This is a genomic window from Streptomyces sp. NPDC032940, from assembly GCF_040636935.1.
Classification (GTDB): Bacteria; Actinomycetota; Actinomycetes; order Streptomycetales; family Streptomycetaceae; genus Streptomyces.
In genome coordinates this window covers 44820-65795 of sequence record NZ_JBEZVJ010000001.1, presented here as the reverse complement: position 1 = coordinate 65795, position 20976 = coordinate 44820, and the positions used below count along the sequence as shown (strand labels likewise).

At 72.4% G+C, this 20976-nt stretch carries 24 protein-coding genes; 13 read left to right on the top strand and 11 right to left on the bottom strand.

From position 1 onward, the window contains the following. Positions 1-104: 104 nt before the first annotated feature. The gene (gene folP / locus AB0E77_RS00290) at positions 105-965 is read right to left on the bottom strand and encodes a dihydropteroate synthase (RefSeq protein WP_361564396.1); all 861 of its coding nucleotides are present in this window, start codon (positions 963-965) and stop codon (positions 105-107) included. Positions 966-1205: 240 nt separating this feature from the next. On the opposite strand from folP, the gene AB0E77_RS00285 reads away from it, so the two are divergent. Then, entirely contained in the window at positions 1206-1562 is a 357-nt protein-coding gene (locus AB0E77_RS00285; RefSeq protein ID WP_361564393.1) for a DivIVA domain-containing protein, read from the top strand. Then, a complete protein-coding gene (locus tag AB0E77_RS00280; protein ID WP_361563327.1) occupies positions 1559-2143 on the top strand; it encodes a DNA-3-methyladenine glycosylase I in 585 nt (194 codons plus the stop codon). Before AB0E77_RS00285 ends, AB0E77_RS00280 begins: the two co-directional genes overlap by 4 nt. Before the next feature lie 94 nt (positions 2144-2237). Here the strand turns inward: AB0E77_RS00280 and AB0E77_RS00275 are convergent, their stop codons facing one another. Then, positions 2238-3041 (bottom strand): enoyl-CoA hydratase-related protein, encoded by an 804-nt coding sequence (locus AB0E77_RS00275; protein WP_361563324.1) that lies wholly within the window; start codon positions 3039-3041, stop codon positions 2238-2240. Between the two features lie 350 nt (positions 3042-3391). On the opposite strand from AB0E77_RS00275, the gene AB0E77_RS00270 reads away from it, so the two are divergent. Next, the gene (locus AB0E77_RS00270; RefSeq protein ID WP_003966491.1) at positions 3392-3559 is read left to right on the top strand and encodes a DUF3117 domain-containing protein; all 168 of its coding nucleotides are present in this window, start codon (positions 3392-3394) and stop codon (positions 3557-3559) included. A 185-nt stretch (positions 3560-3744) separates the two neighbouring features. Here AB0E77_RS00270 and AB0E77_RS00265 read toward each other — a convergent pair whose 3' ends face one another. Then, positions 3745-4443, bottom strand: coding sequence for an O-methyltransferase (locus AB0E77_RS00265; RefSeq protein WP_361564390.1), 699 nt, complete (start codon positions 4441-4443; stop codon positions 3745-3747). Between the two features lie 288 nt (positions 4444-4731). On the opposite strand from AB0E77_RS00265, the gene sigE reads away from it, so the two are divergent. From sigE to AB0E77_RS00240, 5 genes are all read left to right on the top strand, one after another. Then, positions 4732-5400, top strand: coding sequence for an RNA polymerase sigma factor SigE (gene sigE, locus AB0E77_RS00260; RefSeq protein ID WP_361563321.1), 669 nt, complete (start codon positions 4732-4734; stop codon positions 5398-5400). Further along, on the top strand, positions 5397-6419 hold the full coding sequence (locus AB0E77_RS00255; protein WP_361563318.1) for a zf-HC2 domain-containing protein: 1023 nt from the start codon (positions 5397-5399) through the stop codon (positions 6417-6419). The genes sigE and AB0E77_RS00255 overlap by 4 nt, the downstream gene beginning before the upstream one ends. A gap of 93 nt (positions 6420-6512) precedes the next feature. Next, positions 6513-8492, top strand: coding sequence for a trypsin-like peptidase domain-containing protein (locus AB0E77_RS00250; protein ID WP_361563315.1), 1980 nt, complete (start codon positions 6513-6515; stop codon positions 8490-8492). Between the two features lie 157 nt (positions 8493-8649). After that, a complete protein-coding gene (locus tag AB0E77_RS00245; RefSeq protein ID WP_361563312.1) occupies positions 8650-9099 on the top strand; it encodes a sec-independent translocase in 450 nt (149 codons plus the stop codon). 236 nt (positions 9100-9335) lie between these two features. Beyond that, positions 9336-10010: a hypothetical protein gene (locus AB0E77_RS00240; RefSeq protein WP_361563309.1), complete on the top strand. Its 675-nt coding sequence runs from the start codon at positions 9336-9338 to the stop codon at positions 10008-10010. A gap of 88 nt (positions 10011-10098) precedes the next feature. On the opposite strand, the gene AB0E77_RS00235 is transcribed toward AB0E77_RS00240, so the two are convergent. The 3 genes from AB0E77_RS00235 to AB0E77_RS00225 are packed head-to-tail and all read right to left on the bottom strand — an operon-like array spanning position 10099 to position 13167. Continuing rightward, complete coding sequence (locus AB0E77_RS00235; protein WP_361563305.1) at positions 10099-11232, bottom strand: Mrp/NBP35 family ATP-binding protein; 1134 nt, start codon at positions 11230-11232, stop codon at positions 10099-10101. A gap of 44 nt (positions 11233-11276) precedes the next feature. Beyond that, entirely contained in the window at positions 11277-11879 is a 603-nt protein-coding gene (locus AB0E77_RS00230) for a DUF1003 domain-containing protein (protein WP_361563302.1), read from the bottom strand. Further along, on the bottom strand, positions 11869-13167 hold the full coding sequence (locus AB0E77_RS00225) for a CBS domain-containing protein (RefSeq protein ID WP_361563300.1): 1299 nt from the start codon (positions 13165-13167) through the stop codon (positions 11869-11871). The genes AB0E77_RS00230 and AB0E77_RS00225 overlap by 11 nt, the downstream gene beginning before the upstream one ends. Before the next feature lie 212 nt (positions 13168-13379). Between AB0E77_RS00225 and AB0E77_RS00220 the strand changes: the two genes are divergently transcribed. Then, positions 13380-14117 carry a hypothetical protein gene (locus AB0E77_RS00220; protein ID WP_361563297.1) on the top strand — a complete coding sequence of 246 codons (738 nt, stop codon included), beginning with the start codon at positions 13380-13382 and terminating at the stop codon, positions 14115-14117. Between the two features lie 9 nt (positions 14118-14126). Here AB0E77_RS00220 and AB0E77_RS00215 read toward each other — a convergent pair whose 3' ends face one another. From AB0E77_RS00215 to AB0E77_RS00205, 3 genes are all read right to left on the bottom strand, one after another. Next, entirely contained in the window at positions 14127-14648 is a 522-nt protein-coding gene (locus tag AB0E77_RS00215) for a hypothetical protein (protein ID WP_361563294.1), read from the bottom strand. A 32-nt stretch (positions 14649-14680) separates the two neighbouring features. Beyond that, positions 14681-15796, bottom strand: a complete 1116-nt coding sequence (locus tag AB0E77_RS00210; protein ID WP_361563291.1) for a magnesium and cobalt transport protein CorA — start codon at positions 15794-15796, stop codon at positions 14681-14683. Between the two features lie 131 nt (positions 15797-15927). Continuing rightward, a complete protein-coding gene (locus AB0E77_RS00205; RefSeq protein ID WP_361563288.1) occupies positions 15928-16077 on the bottom strand; it encodes a hypothetical protein in 150 nt (49 codons plus the stop codon). Positions 16078-16332: 255 nt separating this feature from the next. Here AB0E77_RS00205 and AB0E77_RS00200 point away from each other — a divergent pair, with 255 nt between their 5' ends. Beyond that, complete coding sequence (locus tag AB0E77_RS00200; RefSeq protein WP_361563285.1) at positions 16333-16929, top strand: suppressor of fused domain protein; 597 nt, start codon at positions 16333-16335, stop codon at positions 16927-16929. Positions 16930-16959: 30 nt separating this feature from the next. Here AB0E77_RS00200 and AB0E77_RS00195 read toward each other — a convergent pair whose 3' ends face one another. After that, entirely contained in the window at positions 16960-18219 is a 1260-nt protein-coding gene (locus AB0E77_RS00195; protein WP_361563282.1) for an MFS transporter, read from the bottom strand. A 158-nt stretch (positions 18220-18377) separates the two neighbouring features. Here AB0E77_RS00195 and AB0E77_RS00190 point away from each other — a divergent pair, with 158 nt between their 5' ends. The 3 genes from AB0E77_RS00190 to AB0E77_RS00180 all read left to right on the top strand — a co-directional run bounded on the left by AB0E77_RS00190 (position 18378) and on the right by AB0E77_RS00180 (position 20717). Next, on the top strand, positions 18378-19019 hold the full coding sequence (locus AB0E77_RS00190) for a DUF6758 family protein (RefSeq protein ID WP_361563279.1): 642 nt from the start codon (positions 18378-18380) through the stop codon (positions 19017-19019). A 150-nt stretch (positions 19020-19169) separates the two neighbouring features. Beyond that, entirely contained in the window at positions 19170-20027 is an 858-nt protein-coding gene (locus AB0E77_RS00185) for a PHP domain-containing protein (RefSeq protein WP_361563276.1), read from the top strand. Positions 20028-20111: 84 nt separating this feature from the next. After that, the gene (locus AB0E77_RS00180; RefSeq protein ID WP_318214324.1) at positions 20112-20717 is read left to right on the top strand and encodes a MarC family protein; all 606 of its coding nucleotides are present in this window, start codon (positions 20112-20114) and stop codon (positions 20715-20717) included. A gap of 80 nt (positions 20718-20797) precedes the next feature. Here AB0E77_RS00180 and AB0E77_RS00175 read toward each other — a convergent pair whose 3' ends face one another. Continuing rightward, positions 20798-20950 (bottom strand): hypothetical protein, encoded by a 153-nt coding sequence (locus AB0E77_RS00175; protein ID WP_225632295.1) that lies wholly within the window; start codon positions 20948-20950, stop codon positions 20798-20800. Positions 20951-20976: the final 26 nt, after the last annotated feature.

Below are 20976 nucleotides of genomic sequence, written 5' to 3'. Positions count from 1 at the left end.
GTCCCCGCCAGGGTCCAGGGGCGGAGCCCCTGGAGAAGGGAACGGGTAAGGGCGCAGGGGCGGGCCCCCCACGCCCACCCCACCCGGTCCCGCGACCGCCCGCCCTACGCCAGCCCCCGCCGGGCGACCGCCGGCTCCCGGTGGCCGGCGATCGTCGCCACCATGTCCAGCACCTGCCGCGTCTCCGCCACCTCGTGCACCCGGTACACCCGTGCCCCCAGCCAGGCCGACACCGCCGTCGTCGCCAGCGTCCCCAGCACCCGCTCCTTCACCGGCCGGTCCAGCGTCTCCCCGACGAAGTCCTTGTTGGACAGGGACACCAGCACCGGCCACCCCGTCTCCGCCATCTCCCCGAGCCGCCGCGTCGCCTCCAGGCTGTGCCGCGTGTTCTTCCCGAAGTCGTGCCCCGGATCGATCAGCACCGACTCCCGCGGCACCCCCAGCGCCACCGCCCGCTCGGCCAGCCCCACCGTCACGTCGAGGATGTCGGCCATGACGTCGTCGTACACCACCCGGTGCGGCCGCGTCCGAGGCTCCGCGCCACCCGCGTGCGTGCACACCAGCCCCGCCCCGTACCGCGCCGCCACCTCCGCGAGCTTCGGGTCGACACCGCCCCACGCGTCGTTCAGCAGATCCGCCCCGGCCTCGCACACGGCCTCGCCGACCTCGTGCCGCCACGTGTCCACGCTGATCACGACGTCCGGGAACCGCCGCCGCACCTCCGCGACGAAGCCCACGGTCCGCCGTGCCTCCTCCTCGGCCGACACTTCGTCGCCGGGCCCGGCCTTCACCCCGCCGATGTCGATGATCGCGGCCCCGTCGGCCACGGCCTGCTCCACGCGCGCGAGCGCCGGCTCGTCGCGGAAGGTGGCGCCCTGGTCGTAGAAGGAGTCCGGGGTCCGGTTCACGATCGCCATGATCACCGGCTCGTGCGGCGCGAACTCGCGCCTGCCCAGCCTGAGCATCCCCTGTGACATCTCCTCGTCCACTCCGTCCCTCGCCCGCGTCCTTCGACCTTCGACCGCCCGCGTTCGACCGCCTGCGATCCCGACTGTCAGACTCGCATGGCACGATCGGACCCGACACAACGACTCCGATCCAACCAGCCGACGCGATCCGTCCACGCACCTCGCACCACAGCACCACGCGATCGCGGCGCCCGATCCGACAAAGATCCGACCAGATCGACCGTGGGGGCCCCAGCGATGGTCATGTTCCTCTTCCTCGTCGTCGCGCTCGCCGTCGTGGTCGCCGCGGTGACGCTCGCCGTGGTGAGCGGCGGCGACAGCGGGCCGCTGCCCGAGGCCGCCCCCGAGCAGCTGAGGGACTCCCTGCCCCCGGACCGCCCGGTGGCCCGTGCGGACGTGGAGCGGCTCCGCTTCCCGCTCGTCGTCCGCGGCTACCGCATGGCGGACGTCGACGACGCCCTCGGCCGCCTCGGCGCGGAACTGTCCGAGCGCGACGCCCGGATCGCCGACCTGGAGTCCGCGCTGGCGGGTGCCCGGGCCGCCGCCGTCCACCACGGCGCCCCGGAGAAGCCGGCGCAGGAGGAGCAGCAGTGAGCGCCGGAGAGGCCGTCACCGGCCCGGACGGCGCGCCGCGCTGCCCCTGGGCCCTGTCCACCGCGGACTACGTGACGTACCACGACGAGGAGTGGGGCCGCCCGGTCCACGGCGACGACGCCCTGTTCGAGCGGCTCAGCCTGGAGGCCTTCCAGTCCGGCCTGTCCTGGATCACGATCCTGCGCCGCCGCCCGGGCTTCCGCACCGCCTTCGCGGGCTTCGAGATCGCCGAGGTCGCGGAGTTCACCGACGAGGACCGCGAGCGGCTGCTCGCCGACCCCGGCATCATCCGCAACCGCGCCAAGATCGACGCGACCCTCGCCAACGCGCGCGTGCTGACCGGCTGGGCCCCCGGCGAGCTGGACGAGCTGATCTGGTCCCACGCCCCCGACCCGGACGGCCGCCCGGTGCCGAAGACCCTCGCCGACGTCCCGGCCGTCACCCCGGAGTCGACGGCCCTGTCGAAGGCCCTGAAGAAGCGAGGCCTGCGCTTCGTCGGCCCCACGACGGCGTACGCGCTTATGCAGGCGTGCGGACTGGTCGACGACCACCTGGCGGCCTGCGTGGCACGCCGCGCGTGAACGGCACGGGCGGGCGGCGCGGGACACCTCCCGCACCGCCCGCCCGCCCGTGCCCGCCCGTGCGCGCCCGGCTCAGCGCCCTACGTGCCCCGGCTCAGCGACCCAGGTACACCGGCTTCCGCTTCTCGACGAACGCCCTCACCGCGATCCCGTGGTCCTGCGACGCCCCGGCCCGCGACTGGAGCTCGTCCTCCTTCTCCAGCGTCTCGGAGAGCGAGTGCGTCAGCCCGTACGCCATCGACTCCTTCAGCGCGGCGTACGCCACCGTCGGCCCTTCGGCCAGGGCCCGCGCCGTCCGCTCGGCCTCGGCGCGCAGGTCGGCGGCCGGGACGAGCCGGTTGGCGATGCCCAGGTCGTACGCCTCCCGGGCCTTGATGCTGCGCGGGAACAGCAGCAGGTCGGCGGCGCGCCCGGGGCCGACGACGCGCGGCAGCGTCCAGGAGACGCCCGAGTCGGCGGTCAGCGCGACGCCCGCGAACGACGTGTTGAAGGCCGCCGTCTCCGCGACGATCCGGTAGTCCGCGGCGAGCGCGAAGCCGAAGCCCGCCCCGGCCGCCACCCCGTTCACGGCGGCGACCACCGGCTTCGGCGCCTCGGCCAGCGCCCGCACGATCGGGTTGTAGTGCTCGCGGACCGTGCTCATGGTCCGGCCCTCGCCCGTCTCCCGGTCGGCGGCCAGCAGCCCGATGTGCTCCTTGAGGTCCTGGCCGACGCAGAACGCCCGGTCCCCGGCCGCCGTCAGCAGCACCGCCCGTACCGCGTCGTCCGCCGCGGCGGACCGCACCACGTCCCGGAGCGCGACCTTGGTCTCGATGTCCAGCGCGTTCATCGCCTCGGGGCGGTTCAGCGTGATCGTCGCGAGCCCGTCGCTCACCTCGTAGAGCACGGTGTCGGCCATGGATATCCCCTCCGCGTCGCGGCTTGTGTCTGAGGGACAGCATGACGGAGATCACCGGCGGCGGACCGCCGCGGGGGTGTGACCTCCGTCAAAGAATTCCGGTCCGTATCCATTCGGTGGAAGTGGGGCGGGGCGCGCAGTATCGCAGTCACATCGCCGAATTGAGTGGTTTTGCTCGCGCGCGTTGCCCAAGCGATGCGGACCGATGTTGGTCATCGGGTCCTGGGATGCGGGATAATGGCTGGGAAGCAATGTGTTCGATGCCGGTGTCGCGCGTCCGTGCCGGACTGCGCGTGCCCTCACGGGCCGTCGGCGGTGACGGTGAGCTGGTATCAGGAAGGGGAACGAGCATGGCGGCCATGAAGCCGCGGACGGGCGATGGCCCGCTCGAGGTGACCAAGGAGGGGCGGGGCATCGTCATGCGCGTTCCGCTCGAAGGCGGCGGTCGACTCGTCGTCGAGCTGACCCCCGACGAGGCCGACGCGCTCGGCGACGCCCTCAAGAAGGTCGTCGGCTGACGCGCAAGCGACCATACCCGTTCAGTCGCCCCGGTGCCGTAGCTGGTGCCGGGGCGATTGTTCTTCCCCGACTTCTCCGGATTTCCGGATTCCCGCGGACACTTCCGGCGGGTTTTCCCCGCGCCGGACACCGCTTCTCCGAGGCGGTTCTCCGCGCCGCTTCCCCGGGCCGCACACGGCTGCCGCTACCGCTTCACCGCGCACAGCAGCCCGTCGCCCACCGGCAGCAGCGACGGCACCAGTTCCTGGCTCTCCCGCACCGCGCGCAGCACCTCCCGCAGCCGCAGCACCTCGGTGGGCTGCGGTCCCGAGTCGATCGTCCGGCCCGCGCCGAAGACGCCCTCGAAGGCGACGAGACCCCCCGGACGCAGCAGGCGCAACGATTCAGCTAGGTAGTCCGGGTACTCCAGCCGGTCGCCGTCGCAGAAGACGAGGTCGTAGCCGGCGTCGGCCAGCCGGGGCAGCACCTCCAGGGCGCGGCCCGGGATGAAACGCGCCCTGTTGCTGGCGAAGCCCGCGGCCCGGAAGGCCTGCCGGGCGAACTGCTGGTGCTCCGGCTCCGGGTCGACGGTGGTCAGGACCCCGTCCGGCCGCATGCCCTGCAGCAGATGGATCCCCGACACGCCGCAGCCGGTACCGATCTCCGCGACCGCCTTGGCGTCCACGGCGGCGGCGAGCAACCCGAGCGCCGAGCCCGTGCCGGGCGTCACCGAGCGCAGGCCCGCCTCGCTGGCCCGGTCGCGTGCCCAGCGCAGCGCGTCGTCCTCGGCGACATAGGCGTCGGCGAACGCCCAGCTCGTCTGCCGGTTGCCGGTAATGACCCTCTCCTGTCCCCGTCGTTGCCTCGGCGTGACTGTATCCGTTGGCCTCGGGAACCCGCAGATGGGACCGGTCGTTTAAAGGGGTACGGGAAGACGCGACGGAGCGGCCGGTACGGCGACGGGGGGAAGCGGATGGGCAGCGGCACCGCGCAAGTGCTGACGCAGCCGTACGAGCGGTACGGGCTCAGATCAAATTCTCGTAAAACCGCTTATCCGGAGCTAACGGGCGAGGTGGCTATGGTAGGGGCTCCACTGGACACCACCAGAGCCGACAGGGGAGGTGCGGCCGCACCTGTGGATCGGGGAGGAGTGCTGCGGCGCTTTCTCGGATCGGCGGGCAGGCCGAAATCCGTGAACGACACCGCTGCTGACCACAGCCACGCCGGTCCCGCCACCGGACAGACCCAGACCGCGACCTTCACCAGCGACGCGGACGGGCAGGCGTGGACTCCGCCCACCTGGGAGGAGATCGTCAGCACACACAGCGGCCGGGTCTACCGCCTCGCCTACCGCCTCACCGGCAACCAGCACGACGCCGAGGACCTCACGCAGGAGGTCTTCGTCCGCGTCTTCCGGTCCCTGTCGACCTACACTCCGGGGACCTTCGAGGGCTGGCTGCACCGCATCACCACCAACCTGTTCCTGGACATGGTGCGCCGCAAGCAGCGCATCCGCTTCGACGCCCTCGGCGAGGACGCGGCCGAGCGGCTGCCCAGCAAGGAGCCCACCCCGCAGCAGGTCTTCCACGACGCCCACTTCGACGCGGACGTCCAGCAGGCGCTGGACACCCTCGCCCCCGAGTTCCGCGCCGCCGTCGTCCTGTGCGACATCGAGGGGCTGTCGTACGAGGAGATCGCCGCGACCCTCGGCGTCAAGCTCGGCACCGTCCGCTCCCGTATCCACCGGGGCCGGTCCCAGCTGCGCAAGGCCCTCGCGCACCGTTCTCCCCAGGCCCGCGCCGAACGCCGCTCCTTCGTGGCCCGCGTTCCGGTACTGGGAGGAGGGGGCACGAGCGCGTGAGTGGGTCACGGCCGAATCCGGAGGGACACCTCGCGGAGCAGCACCTGGGAGACCGACTCTCCGCCCTGGTGGACGGAGAGCTCGGTCATGACGCGCGTGAGCGCGTGCTGGCGCACGTGGCGACCTGCCCGAAGTGCAAGGCGGAGGTCGACGCGCAGCGCCGTCTGAAGAACGTCTTCGCGGCCGCCGCCCCGCCGGCCCCGTCCGAGAGCTTCCTGGCCCGGCTCCAGGGTCTTCCGGGCGGCGGTGACACGGACGGCCGCGGCTCGCCGCTGAGCGGCGGGGGCTTCTCCGACCCGATGCCCGGGATGCCCGGCAAGTTCGAGTTCGGATACGTCCCCGCCCGGTCCCACTCCTCTCTGCTGCCCTCCTCGGCGGACCGGGGCTTCCGGATCCATGACGTGAGCCGGCAGGAGTCGGAGCGGTCGGCCTCGCGCGGGATGCGGTTCGCGTTCGTCGCCGCCGGAGCGGTGTCGCTGGCCGCGATCGCGCTGGGCGGTGTCACCCTCGGCACGCCCGACACCACGACCACGGAGGCCAGGGGCTCCGGCTCCGGCAGCAATGTGACGCCGATGGGCACCCAGGGTGCGGCGGCGTCCAAGGCCCCGGAGAACCAGCGGCGCCGCTCGGCCGGCCCACTGCTCGGACAGGCCCAGGGCCAGCGGGGACTCGGCGAGAGCCCCGTGGCGCCGACCGGGGTGTCCGCACCGCTGCTGCCCGGCCTGCCGGTCCCCGCGGTCGCCGATCCACGGCAGCAGCCCGTACGGGCGCTGACCGCGCCGGTCCCGGTCGGCGCGGTCACCGTCTCCCCGCTGATACGGCCGCTGAACGGGCTTCTGCCGCTCGTCCCGCCCGCCTGGCCGTCGCCGCCCGCGGCCGCACGGCCCACGGTCGAAGCACCGGTGACCGCATCGCCCGCGGCCGGACCGCCCGGTCTGTTCACCGCACCCGTCCCCGACCCGGTCTCCTCCGCCCGGGCCTCGGCGCTCCCCGCCGCGTCCCACCGGCCGGCTCCCTGACGGGATCTGCGCACCGGCACGCGGACCTGATTGAATCCGGGGTGGCACCAGAGCCCTTGGAGCCGACGATCTGCGGCCAGGTGTGGGGAGAGCATGAACGAGGGGAAGCCCACGAAGGCGAAGTGGTGGAGCCGTCCTCGCCCGTCCGGGGACGGCTCCGACGGAGACTTCGAACTGGCACGTCCGCGTGCCGCCGGGGACGACTTCCCGTCGGAGCGCCCGGAGACGCCCGAAGCGACCGGTGAGCGGGACCGCGACGGCGACTACGAGCTGGACGGTCCCGCGGCGCGCCCCGACGGGCCGGCTCAGAACGCCCCCGTGACGGTCCCGGAGCCCCGCACCACCACCGACACCCCGGGCGCACCCGGTGCCGACGCCCTCTCCGGGGACACGGGCCCCGACACCGGCGCCGTCGGCATCCCCGAGGCCCCGGCCGCCCCCGTCGACCCCCGCTCCGACGACCGCCCGGCCTCCGCCACCACCCCCGTCGCCGAGCGCCCCCGGCCCCTGCACGACCCCGATCCGTACAGCACCCCGCCCTACGGCGAGCCCGGTCCCTGGGCCCCCGCCCCGCCGGTCCAGCACCCGGGGACGACGCCGGCGCACGGCACACCGGCCCCGCTGCCGCACGGCACGACGGCACCCCCCGCACCGGTGCCCCCGGGATCCGCCGCACCGCCCGCAGCGGCGACACCCGACCCGGCCTACGCGGACGCCCCGCCCCCGGCCCCGCTGCCCCCGCACCCGGCGCCGGCCCCCCGGACACCCATGAGCGCCCCCGCCGCGGGCACCCCCACCGCGCCCGGCGCGTCCGTGCCGCCGGCCCCGCTCCCCGGCGGCACCCCGCCCGCGGGCGCGCCCGCGCCCGACCCCTGGCGGCGGTACGACCCCTGGGCCGCGGCGGCCGCCGGCCCGCTCCAGCAGAACGGCGCCACCGCCGAGGCGCCCGGGCAGCGGCGTAAGCGGGCCCGCCGGACACTCGTCGTCGGCATCGTGCTGATCGCCCTCGTCTCCGGCGGCATCGGCGGCGCCGTGGGCGCGTACCTGGAACGCCACGGCGGCCTGGGCACGGTGGAACTGCCGCAGGCCGGGAAGGAACCGGCCGACCGGGCCCCGGACAGCGTCGCCGGGATCGCCGCGCGGGCCCTGCCCAGCGTGGTGACGCTGCACGTGAGCGGCAGCGACGCCGCGGGCACCGGCACCGGCTTCGTGCTCGACGGCCGCGGCCACATCCTCACCAACAACCACGTCGTCGAGCCCGCCGGGAACGGCGGCGAGATCACCGTGACCTTCAACAGCGGCGACACCGCCGAGGCCACGGTCGTCGGCCGCGACAGCGGATACGACCTGGCCGTGGTGAAGGTCAAGGGCGTCGACGGCCTCACCCCGATGCCCCTCGGCAACTCCGACAACGTGCAGGTCGGAGACCCCGTAGTCGCCATCGGGGCGCCTTTCGACCTGGCCGGCACGGTCACCTCCGGCATCATCAGCGCCAAGGAGCGGCCCATCACGGCGGGCGGCGAGGAGAGCGACGGCAGCGACGTGTCGTACGTCGACGCGCTGCAGACCGACGCGCCCATCAACCCCGGCAACTCCGGCGGCCCCCTCCTGGACGCCCGGGGCCGGGCCATCGGCATCAACTCCGCCATCCGCTCCGCCGACGGCGGCGGCGCCGAGTCCGAGGGCGGCCAGGCCGGCTCCATAGGCCTGGGCTTCGCCATCCCCATCAACCAGGGCAAGCGCGTCGCCGAAGAGCTGATCAACACCGGCAAGGCCACCCACCCGGTCATCGGCATCACCCTCGACATGGGCTACACCGGCGACGGCGCCCGCGTGGGCACCGAGGGCAGCGACGGCGGCCCCCCGGTCACCGCGGGCGGACCCGGTGCCGACGCCGGCCTCAAGGCCGGGGACGTGATCACCGAGGTCGACGGCCGGCGCGTGCACTCCGGTGAGGAACTCATCGTCAAGACCCGCGCCCACCGCCCCGGCGACCGCCTGGCGCTGACCGTGGAGCGGCAGGGCAAGGAGATGAACGTCTCGTTGGTGCTCGGCTCCTCCGACGGAGGCTGAACCAGGACAGACCGGCACACGGCCAGGAACCGGGGCCGGGAAGGCAAACAATCGGGAAAGCGCTCGCATACGCACGGTCGGTGGTCACGGGACGGTACCGGCCGGGCGGGATCGGCGGGTACCGTGGTTGCGGCCCGGACATCCCAAGGAGCTTCAGGTGTTCAATGACATAGGCGCACTCGAGCTGGTGACGCTCGTCGTCCTCGCCGTGCTCGTGTTCGGTCCGGACAAGCTCCCGAAGGTCATCCAGGACATCACGCGGACCATCCGGAAGATCCGGGAGTTCTCGGACAGCGCCAAGCGGGACATCCGGGAGGAGCTGGGCCCCGAGTTCAAGGACTTCGAGTTCGAGGACCTCAACCCCAAGACGTTCATCCGCAAGCAGCTGGACAACGACGAGCTGGGGCTCAAGGAGATCCGCAACAGCTTCGACATGAAGAAGGACATGGCCGAGGTCGCCGACGCGGTCCACGGCCGCGAGCCGGAGACGCCGTCGGCGGGCTCCCCGGGCGGGGCCATCGACATGTCGAAGAAGATCGACATGTCCAAGAAGCCCGAGACCGCCGCGCAGGACGAACGCCCGCCCTTCGACGTCGACGCCACCTGAGCCCCGGCGGACCGGCTCTCCGCTTCCCTGCGGCCTGTCGTACGTGACGCGTCTCATACTCCGAACCGGTCGCACGTGCCCCGATCACGGCACCGGTGCGGCCCACGCGCCGGGCGCTTTCCCGGCTGTCCCCACGGGTGTGGCTATGCTGCCGAGTTGTTGTGCGGAGCGGACGAGTGCGCCCGAAGGGGGGTGGGCCGATCCGCTCCGACGAGAGCGAGGAGGCGTCCGGGCACATGGAGACGACGAACGCGGCGGTCGCGCAGGCGCCGGCCGCGGAGGACGGACAACCAGTCCCCTCCGCCCGGCGTACGGTCGACGGCTATCTGCGGGCGCACTTCCCGTGGTACGGCCTCGACGAGGCGTTCACGGGGCGGCGCTGGCTGATGCAGGTCGGCACGTCGGCCGACGGGTCCGTGGAGCACGGATCGATCGGACACGGCGACGAACCGTCGGTGCGCAACGAGCACGTGGCGGGTGACGAGCAGGACGCCAAGGAGAGGTTCGCGGTGGTCGTGACGGTGGCCGCCAACCCCGACCGGCGCAGCGCCGACGGCACGGGCCTGCTGGAGGCCACCTCGGTCTCCTCGGCGGCGTGGCTCGCCGGGGTGGGGCTGCTGTCCTTCACCTGGCCCGGCCAGATGGACCACTCCCTGCGCGACAACTGGCTGGAGCAGCAGACCGAGACCGCGTGGGTGCTCGCCGACGACCTCGACGGGGAGGACTGGACGACGCTGTCCCTGCCCGTGGACGGCGTGCCGACGCCCTTCCACTACCGCGAGTCCGAGTTCGGCTGGGTGCTCGCCGGTACCACCGACCGGGGCGTCCACCTCGGGGCGTACGGCCGTGGCATGAGCGCCTACGGACTCGCCTTCTCGGTCGTCAAGGACATCGCCGCCTACGACGCCTGACCGGCGCGCCGGGCGCGCCGGCAGCAGCACGACAAGGGGCGCCGTCCCTCAGGACAGCGCCCCCGGTGCCGTACGGGCCGTGGAAGGCTCAGAACTTGTTCCGGGGCGTGATCCCCAGCGACAGCCCCGACAGGCCGCGCTGACGGCCGCCCAGCTTGCCCGCGATCGAGCGCAGGGCCGCGCCCGCCGGGGACTCCGGGTCGGACAGGACCACGGGCCTGCCCTCGTCGCCGCCCTCGCGCAGGCGCACGTCGATCGGGATGGAGCCGAGGACCGGGACCGAGGCGCCGGTGGTGCGGGTCAGGCCGTCGGCGACCATCTGGCCGCCGCCCGTGCCGAACACGTCGACCATCTCGCCGCAGTGCGGGCAGGGCAGCCCCGACATGTTCTCGACGACGCCGACGATCTTCTGGTGGGTCTGCACGGCGATCGCACCGGCCCGCTCCGCCACCTCGGCGGCCGCCTGCTGAGGGGTCGTCACGACGAGGATCTCGGCGTTCGGCACGAGCTGCGCCACGGAGATCGCGATGTCGCCGGTGCCGGGCGGCAGGTCGAGCAGCAGGACGTCCAGGTCGCCCCAGTACACGTCCGCCAGGAACTGCTGGAGCGCGCGGTGCAGCATCGGGCCGCGCCAGACGACCGGCGCGTTCCCCGGGGTGAACATGCCGATCGAGATGACCTTCACGCCGTTGGCCGACGGCGGCATGATCATGTTCTCGACCTGGGTGGGCCGCCCGTCGGCGCCCAGCATGCGCGGCACGGAGTGGCCGTAGATGTCGGCGTCGACGACACCGACCTTCAGACCGTCGGCCGCCATCGCCGCCGCCAGGTTCACCGTGACCGACGACTTGCCGACGCCGCCCTTGCCGGAGGCGACCGCGTAGACCCGGGTCAGACTGCCCGGCTTGGCGAAGGGCACCTCACGCTCGGTCTGGCCGCCGCGCAGGGCGTTCGCCAGCTCCTTGCGCTGCTCGTCGCTCATCACGTCCAGTTCGACGTCGACCCGAGTGACGCCCTCGACCCGCGAGACGGCGTCGGTCACCCGCTGCGTGATGGTGTCCCGCATGGGGCAGCCGGAGACCGTCAGGTACACGGCGACCGCGACCGCTCCGTCCGCGCCGATCTCCACCGACTTGACCATCCCGAGCTCGGTGATGGGCCGGTTGATCTCGGGGTCGTTCACCGTCGCCAGTGCCTCGCGCACCGCGTCTTCCGTAGCCATAAGGACGATGGTACGGCGCCGCCCACGGGGCACGGAAAGGGCCGTCAGCGGTCGTGTACGTCACGTCCGCCGGACCGGTCTGCCGGGAATACCCCGTCTCCGCGGCGATGGCCGTCCTGCCGTTCCTCCATCTCCCTGATCAGGTCTTGGAGCTCGGAGCGGATCCAGTCCCGCGTCGCGACCTCGCCGAGTCCGATGCGCAGGGCCGCGATCTCCCGGGTCAGGTACTCGGTGTCGGCGATCGACCGCTCGTTCTGCTTGCGGTCCTGCTCCAGATTGACCCGGTCCCGGTCGTCCTGCCGGTTCTGCGCGAGCAGGATCAGCGGGGCCGCGTAGGACGCCTGGAGCGACAGGGCCAGCGTCAGGAAGATGAACGGGTACTCGTCGAAGCGCAGGCTGCCCGGCACGGACACGTTCCACAGCACCCAGACGATGATGACGACCGTCATCCAGACGATGAACCGCCCGGTGCCGAGGAAGCGCGCGATGCGCTCCGAGAGCCGTCCGAAGGCCTCCGGGTCCCACTCGGGCAGCAGCCGGCGGCGCGGCGGCCGGGGCTGGTCCAGGCGGGCGCCGCGGGGCCGGCCGGCGGCCGTGGCCCCCGACACCGCCCGCTCACGCGGCGTGCTCTCGCGCTCAGGCGCCATCGGCGCTCACCTCCCTCGGCCCGTCCGTCTCGTCCAGGTGGTACTCGGTCTCCCGCCAGTCGTCGGGCAGCATGTGGTCCAGTACGTCGTCCACGGTGATCGCGCCGAGCAGCGACCCGGAGTCGTCGACGACGGGCGCTGCCACCATGTCGTACGTGGCGAAGAACCCGGCGACCACGGGCAGCGCGGCGTCCGGTTCCAGCGGCTGGAGGTCGTCGTCGAGGATCGACCCGACCAGCGTGTACGGCGGGTCGCGCAGCAGGCGCTGGAAGTGGACCGTGCCCAGGTACTTGCCGGTCGGCGTCTCCTCGGGCGGCCGGCAGACGTAGATCTGGGCGGCGTGCGCCGGCGACAGGTCCGGGTTGCGGATGCGGGCCAGGGCGTCGGCGACGGTGGCGTCCGGCCGCAGCACGATCGGCTCGGTCGTCATCAGACCGCCGGCCGTGTGCTCCTCGTACGCCATCAGCCGCCGCATGTCGGCCGCGTCGTCGGGCTGCATCAGGCTCAGCAGGCGTTCCTTGTCCTCCTCCGGCAGCTCGCCGAGCAGGTCGGCCGCGTCGTCCGGGTCCATCGCCTCCAGCACGTCCGCGGCGCGCTCCTCCTTGAGCTTGCCGAGGATCTCGATCTGGTCGTCCTCCGGCAGCTCCTCCAGCACGTCGGCCAGACGGTCGTCGTCGAGGGCGGCGGCGACCTCGGCGCGGCGCTTGGCCGACAGGTGGTGCAGCACGTTGGCGAGGTCGGCGGGGCGCAGCTGCTCGAAGGTGGCCAGCAGGTTCTCAGCGCCCTGCCCCTGCTCCTCCACGGACAGCCCGGTGACGCCGGACCACTCGACGGTCAGCGTCTCGCCCTTGGCCCGCCGGAAGGCACTCCCCTTCCTGCCCTTGCGGACGAAGACCTTGTCGATCTCCCAGTCCCGGCGCGCCGGCAACTGCTGGACCGACAGGTCGAGGATGGTGGCCTCCTCGCCGTCCTCGGTCAGCGTCACGCGCCGGTCCAGGAGCTCGCCGAAGACGAGGCGCTCGGTGGGCCGCTGCTCGAAGCGCCGCACATTGAGCACCCCGGTCGTGATGACCTGCCCGGACTCGATCCCGGTGACCCGGGTCATCGGCAGGAAGATGCGGCGCCGGGTGGACAGTTCGACGACCAGCCCGAGCACCCTCGGGGGCTTGCGGCCGACGCGGAGCATGACGACCAGGTCGCGCACCCGTCCCACCTGGTCGCCGGCCGGGTCGAAGACGGCGATGCCGGAGAGGTGCGAGACGAAGATCCGGGGGGCGCCCGCTGCCATGGCCGCGGCTCCTTTTCGTCAGTCAGTCCGTGAGAGGAGTTTCGTACTGTGTCTCTTTTCCGAATTGCCCGCTCGGACGGCCTTCAGGCTAGCCCGTCCCGAAGCGGTCCGCCCTGGCGGCCGGTCCGGACGGACTGGCTCCGATCATCGCCTTCGGCCCCGGTACGCTGCGGTACGCCGCTTGGATCTCCGTCAGAAAGGCAGCCCCACCTGTGACCGTCACTCCCCGGCGCCGATTCCGCAGGGCCGCCTGGCTGGGCGCGGTGTGCGCCCTGGCCGTGACGGGCGCGGGACTGGCGGGGTGCAGCAGCGAGGACCCGGACGCGGGCACCAACGGGGTGGGCAAGCTCCCGGCGGAGAAGATCCACGCCAAGACGCGCGCGGCCGCCGGCTCCGCACGCGCGGTGCGGCTGCACGGGACGGTGGCCGCCGGCGGCAGCACGTACACCCTGGACATGCGCCTGAAGTCGGACGGCGGCACCGGTTCGGTCGCCGCCGAGGGGGCGACCTTCCGGCTGCTGCGCGTCGGTGAAGAGCTCTTCCTCAAGGCCGACGCCGGTTTCTGGAGCCACGACGGCGGCGACGCCGCGGCCGCGGAGAAGCTGGCCGGCAAGTACGTGAAGGTGCCGGAGGGCGACCCGGCGTACCAGAAGTTCAGCGGCTTCACGGACAAGGACGTCCTCCTCGACGGACTGCTCACCCTGCACGGCACGGTCGAGACGGACGGCCGGCACGAGCAGGACGGCGTGCGCACCGTCCGCATCACCGGTGACCAGGGCTCCGGCGGCTCGCTGGACGTCTCCCTGGAGGGCACCCCCTATCCGCTGCGCCTGGTGCGGGCGGGCAGCGCGGGCACGCTCGACTTCTCCGACTGGAACAAGGACTTCGCGCTCACGGCACCGGCCAAGGACGACACCCTGGACTACGGCAAGCAGCTGCCGACGTCCTGAGGCCGCGGCTCAGCCCCGCCGGCTCTTCTTCCGCCGCTTCAGCAGCAGGCGCGGCAGCCCCGCCGGGACCGGTTCGCGCGTCGTCGCCGGGCTCGGCAGCGGAGGCTCGGCCAGCGAGCCGTCGGGCAGCGGCTCGAGCGCCCCCGTCGGCTCCAGGCGCAGCACCCGGCACTCACGGGCCCAGCGGTCGGTCATCGCCTCGCCGTCCGGCGCGTTGAGCCGCTTGCCCTTGAGGTCGGCGACCGCGGCCCGCCACGCCTCCGAGCCGGACGGCAGCTCGACGACCCGCGCCGCCCAGGAGACCAGCCGGCCCCCCTTGTCCTTGCTGCGCACCGTCACCTCGGCCGCGGCCCCGTCGGCCAGGCCCGGCAGCGGCTGCTCGCCCGGTCCGTCGCCGACGACGCAGGCCGCGCCCTCGTGCCAGACGTGCCACAGCGCACGGGCGGGCACACCGGACCCCTTGACCCAGATGAGGCCGGACTTCTTGGTGGCCTCCTCGACGAGGGCCTGGTCGAGCAGCTCGCGTGTCATGCGGTCAGCCTATCCAGGAGCCGCGGGACGCCTCAGAGCCAGCCGTTGCGCTTGAGCGTGCGGTGGATGCCCAGACAGATGCAGACCGTGACCGACAGGACCAGCGGATAGCCGTACCGCCAGTGCAGTTCGGGCATGTGCTTGAAATTCATGCCGTAGACCCCGCACACCATCGTCGGCACGGCGATGATCGCCGCCCATGAGGTGATCTTGCGCATGTCCTCGTTCTGCGCGACGGACGCCTGGGCGAGGTTGGCCTGGAGGATGGAGTTCAGCAGCTCGTCGAAGCCGATGACCTGCTCCTGGACGCGCGCCACGTGGTCGGCGACGTCCCGGAAGTACTTCTGGATCTCCGGGTCGATCAGCCGCATCGGCCGCTCACTGAGCAACTGCATGGGCCGCAGCAGCGGCGCCACCGCCCGCTTGAACTCCAGCACCTCGCGCTTGAGTTGGTAGATCCGGCCGGCGTCCGTGCCGCGCGGGCTGCCCTTGCGGCCCGGCGAGAACACCTCGGTCTCGACCTCGTCGATGTCGTCCTGCACCGCGTCGGCGACCGCGATGTAGCCGTCGACCACGTGGTCGGCGATGGCGTGCAGCACCGCGGAGGGGCCCTTGAGCAGCAGCTCGGGGTCGTCCTGCAACCGGTGCCGCAGGGTGCGCAGGGAGCCCTGCCCGCCGTGCCGGACGGTGATGAAGAAGTCCCGTCCGGTGAAGCACATGACCTCGCCGGTCTCGATGACCTCGCTGTTCGCGGTGAGCTCGTCGTGGTCGACGTAGTGGACGGTCTTGAAGACCGTGAACAGGGAGTCGTCGTAGCGCTCCAGCTTGGGCCGCTGGTGGGCCTGGACGGCATCCTCCACGGCCAGCGGGTGCAGCCCGAACTCCCTTGCGATACCGGCGAATTCGTCCTCGGAGGGCTCGTGCAGGCCGATCCACACGAAGCCGCCGTCGCGGCGCACCTGACGCATCGCCTGCTGCGGGCTCAGCGGGGTGTCGGTCACGACGCGGGTGCCGTCGCGGTAGACGGCGCAGTCGACGACGGCGGAGGTGGTCTCCGGGTCGCGGGCGGTGTCGTAGGCGCCGTCGTCCTTGCGCAGCGAGACGCGGGACGGGCGGACCGCGGCGCGCAGGTCACGGATCATCGACATGGCAGGCTCCTTCGCGACGGGCAGCGAGCGTGCCGGCGACGGGTGGAACCACCCGGAATGAGGACGTCCAGACCACGCGTGCTCGGCGCGTCCACAAAGCGGGGGGCACCGCACCGTCGCGGTGGCCGGCTTCACTGCTGATTCAGCGCTGCTGTTGCAGGCAGGCAGATCAGGCAAAACGAGACGAAGTGCTCTTCCGAGGAGAGGCGCGCGAGCAGGAAGCGGCGGTGGAAGAACCGGAGCAGCTGCGTCAGCGACCGGAAGAGCGAGTGGTACTGCACGGTCGACTTCGGTCCATGCCGCCCACCTCCTCCGGCCGGTCCCTCGTGAGGGACGATCCATACCCCTGTTTGGCGGGGTTCCCCGTAGGGGAGTGTCCTTAGCGTCGGGGTCATGATCGCGCATCCTCCAGAGCCTGGAGGGCCTGGGAGGTACCCCAGCTGCGTGCTGCCCCAAAACCGCTGGCCCAGAGTATCAGTGACTCGACGTGTCAAGGCGCCGCTTTGCCGCGTACTGACGAGTTCTATGCTCGCCGCATGGCTGATGTTCTTCCTCTGGTCGAGGCCCGGTTGTGTACGGCCCTGGGCGAACCGGACGCACGCGCGGCGGTCACCTTCCTCGGCGCCGACCGCATCGAGGTGCTGCGCTTCCCCGGCGGCGGCCCGGAGGGCGACATCGTCCGCTACGCCACCCTCGGCATGTCCGCCCAGCCCATGGCGGACCCCACGGCCGTGCTCGCCGACCCGGTCAAGGGCCCCCGCGCCGAGCTGGTCCTCTCCGTCCGGGCGGGCGCCGCCGACACCGGCAAGGTGCTCCGGCCGCTCGCCGTGCTCGCCGCGTCCCCGCAGGTCGAGGGTGTCGTCGTGGCGCCCGGCGCCTCCCTGGACGTCGGCGAGCCGCTGTGGCCCGGCGCCCCGTTCACCTCGGTGCTGGTCGCCGAGCCGGGCGGCCTGGTGGAGGACCTGGAGCTGGACGCCCCGCTGGACCCCGTACGGTTCCTGCCGCTGCTGCCGATGACGCCGAACGAGGCCGCCTGGAAGCGGGTGCACGGCGCGCAGGCCCTCCAGGAGCGCTGGCTCACGCACGGAACGGACCTGCGGGATCCGTCCCGCAGGTCCGTGACCCTGGAGTGAGGTAACTCACCAACGGCGGTGCGCCTTGGCTCAGTTGGCGAAGACGGTGGTCCCGTCCTCGGCCGCGTGCCGCGGCTCCGGCTCTTCGGCCATGGGGGTCCCCCCGCTCGAGCGAAGCCGAGAGTGGGGAAGGGTGAGCGCCCGGCGCCGCACGACGACCACGGCCGCGCCCAGCAGGGCGGTGACCGCCGCCACCACGAAGGGGATGTGGATGTCGGTCCACTCCTCGATCTTCGGTGCGAAGTACGGGGCGGCCGCCGCCGCGAACCAGCGCACGAAGTTGTAGCCGGCGCTCGCCACCGGGCGCGGCGCGTCGGACACGCCGAGGGCCAGCTCCGTGTACACGGTGTTGTTCACGCCGATGAAGGCGCCGGACAGGACGGTGCAGACGATCGCCGCGGTGTGGTTGCCGTAGCCGAGGACCAGCACGTCGGCCGCGAGCAGCACCAGCGAGCCGCCGAGCACCTTCAGCGAGCCGAAGCGCTTCTGCATGCGCGGCGCCACCAGCACCGAGAACACGGCGAGCAGCACGCCCCAGGCGAAGAACACGGCACCGGACTTGTAGGGGGTCATGTTCAGCACGAACGGCGTGAAGGCCAGCACCGTGAAGAACGTGTAGTTGTAGAAGAACGCGGAGATCGCCGCGGAGGCGAGGCCGCCGTGGCCCAGCGCCTTGATCGGGTCAAGGAGCGAGGTCTTGCGGGCCGGCTTCGGCTGCTCCTTCAGGAACACCGTGATGCACAGGAAGCCGATCGCCATCAGGAACGCGGTGCCGAAGAACGGGTAGCGCCAGCTGGCGTCGCCGAGCAGCGCACCCAGCAGCGGGCCGCAGGCCATGCCGAGGCCCAGGGCGGACTCGTACAGCAGGATCGCCGCGGCGCTGCCGCCGGCCGCCGCGCCGACGATGACCGCGAGGGCCGTCGAGACGAACAGCGCGTTGCCGAGGCCCCAGCCGGCCCGGTAGCCGACGAGCTGGCCGACGGTGTCGGAGGTGCCCGCCAGGCCCGCGAAGACCACGACGAAGGCCAGGCCGAGCAGCAGGGTCTTGCGCCCGCCGATGCGGCTGGAGACGAAGCCCGTGACCAGCATGGCGACGGCCGTGATCAGGAAGTAGGAGGTGAACAGGAGGGAGACCTGGCTGGCGCTCGCGTCCAGACCCTTGGCGATGGACGGCAGGATCGGGTCGACGAGCCCGATGCCCATGAAGGCGACGACGGACGCACCGGCGGTCGCCCACACCGCCTTGGGCTGCCGCAGGATGCCGCCCGCACCCGCGTCGAAGGGGTCCATGGTTGCTCCAATGCCGACGGAGATGGTTGGTGTATGCACATAGTAAGTTAGCGTAGCTAATTAATGCAACATGCACCTACTTTCCTCCGGTCATGTCCGCCGCCCGGATGGGTGATCGTCCTTGACGTGGGCGGGCGAGGGTAGGACCGTGGGGCTGTATGAGGGGCGAACCCAGTTGCCCGAAGTGTGGTGGCCGGGTCAGGGCTCCCGGTCTCTTCGCCGATTCATGGCAGTGCGACGTGCACGGCACGGTGCACCCGCTCCAGCCCGTGATACCGCCCAGCGTCGAGGCGCTCGGCGTCGTGGTGCACCGCACCCAGGTGCCGGTGTGGATGCCGTGGCCCCTGCCGGTCGGCTGGCTGTTCACCGGCGTGGCCTGCGCGGGCGACGACCGCAGCGGCGGCCGGGCCACCGCGGTCGCCTGCTCGGGGCCGGGCCCGCTCGGCGGCCCCGGCGAGCTGATCCTGGTGGCCGAGGAGCTCGGCGTCGGACTCGGCGCCCGGTACGCGGGGATCGACGCCCCGGACCCCGGCCCCTACATGGACGTCGAGAAGCCGGCCCAGGCCAAGGTCCTCGCCGCCGGACGCCCGACCCCGCTCTGGCATGTCTCCGGCACCCCGGCCGACCGCGCGGTGTTCGCGGGGGAGGCCCTCGGGATGTGGCTGTGGGCCGTGCTGTGGCCCGAGCAGTCGGGGCTGCTCATGTACGACGAGCTGGTGCTGACCGACCTGAGGGATGCCGGCGCCGAGGTCGACCTGGTGCCGTGCGGCGCGCTGTCGCCACGGCTGATCCGGCCGTAGGGCGGGGTGCCGTGGGGCGAGGTGCGGAGGCGGGCGGCGGAGTCGTGCGCGTAGGGGGCGCGGGGCCGTTTCGGGTGTGACATCGGGGTGCGAAATTCCGGTTATCCTTGAGCGTCCCCTTCCGTCCCGTCACCGCCTGGAGTCAGCGTCGTGCGCGTCGATCTGCACACCCACTCCACCGCGTCCGACGGCACGGACACCCCGGCCGAACTGGTGCGCAACGCCGCCGCGGCCGGTCTCGACGTCGTCGCGCTGACCGACCACGACACCACCCGGGGCCACGCCGCTGCCGTCGCCGCGCTGCCTGAGGGCCTGACGCTGGTCACCGGCGCCGAACTCTCCTGCCGTCTCGACGGCGTCAGCATGCACATGCTGGCCTACCTCTTCGACCCCGAGGAGCCCGCCCTGCTCGCCGAGCGGGAGCTGGTCCGGGACGACCGGGTGCCGCGGGCCCGCGGCATGGTCGCCAAGCTCAACGCGCTGGGCGTCCCCGTCACCTGGGAGCAGGTCGCGCGGATCGCCGGCGACGGCTCGGTCGGGCGCCCGCACGTGGCGTCCGCGCTCGTCGAGCTGGGCGTCGTGCCGACCGTGAGCGACGCCTTCACCGAGGACTGGCTGGCCGACGGCGGCCGGGCGTACGTCGAGAAGCACGAGACCGACCCCTTCGAGGCGATCCGGCTGATCAAGGGCGCCGGCGGCGTCGCGGTCTTCGCCCACCCGGCCGCCGCCAAGCGGGGCCGCACGGTGCCGGAGCCGGCCATCGCCGAGCTCGCCGCCGCCGGGCTGGACGGCATCGAGGTCGACCACATGGACCACGACGCGGACACCCGGGCGCGGCTGCGCGGACTCGCCGCGGAGCTCGGGCTCCTGGTGACCGGCTCCAGCGACTACCACGGCAGCCGGAAGACCTGCCGGCTGGGCGAGTACACGACGGACCCCGAGGTGTACGGGGAGATCACACGGCGGGCGCACGGGGCGTTCCCCGTGCCGGGGGCCGGCGGAGCCTGAGGCCCGCGGCGTCCGAGGCCCGCGGGCCGCTCCCGTCTCCCACCCCGTTCGTTGTTCCTGTCATCGCAAGGCTCAGTCACGCTCATGTTCGACCTCGCCGTCTTCGGTTCCCTCTTCCTGACCCTTTTTGTCATCATGGATCCCCCCGGGATCACCCCGATCTTCCTCGCGCTGACCGCCGGCCGGCCCGCCAAGGTGCAGAAGCGGATGGCCTTCCAGGCCGTCTGCGTGGCCGGCGGTGTGATCACGGTGTTCGGGCTGCTCGGGCACCAGATCCTGAACTACCTGCACGTCTCCGTGCCCGCGCTGATGATCGCGGGCGGGCTGCTGCTCCTGCTGATCGCGCTCGACCTGCTCACCGGCAAGACGGACGAGCCCAAGCAGACCAAGGACGTCAACGTCGCGCTGGTGCCGCTGGGCATGCCGCTGCTGGCCGGACCCGGGGCCATCGTGTCGGTCATCCTCGCCGTGCAGAAGGCCGACAGCGTGACCTCCCAGGTGTCGGTCTGGTCGGCGATCCTCGCCATCCACGTGGTGCTGTGGCTGGTGATGCGGTACTCGCTGTTGATCATCCGCGTCATCAAGGACGGCGGCGTCGTCCTGGTGACCCGGCTCGCGGGCATGATGCTCTCCGCGATCGCCGTGCAGCAGATCATCAACGGGGTCACGCAGGTGATCCAGGGCGCGTGAGCGCCGGAGAACCACGGAGCCCCCGCGCGGCACCGGTGACGGTGCCGGGCGGGGGCTCTCGGCGTGTGGAACGGACCGCGCTACAAGGCCGAGGTGTCGGCGGGGCGGATCCACAGGCGCTGCCCGATGGCGGCGGCCTGCTGAACGATGCGGTTCACGGAGGCGGCGTCCACGACGGTCGTGTCGACGGGCGTTCCGTCGATGTCGTCGAGTCGCATGACTTCAAAGCGCATGGGCCTCTCCCTTGATCTGGTCATCC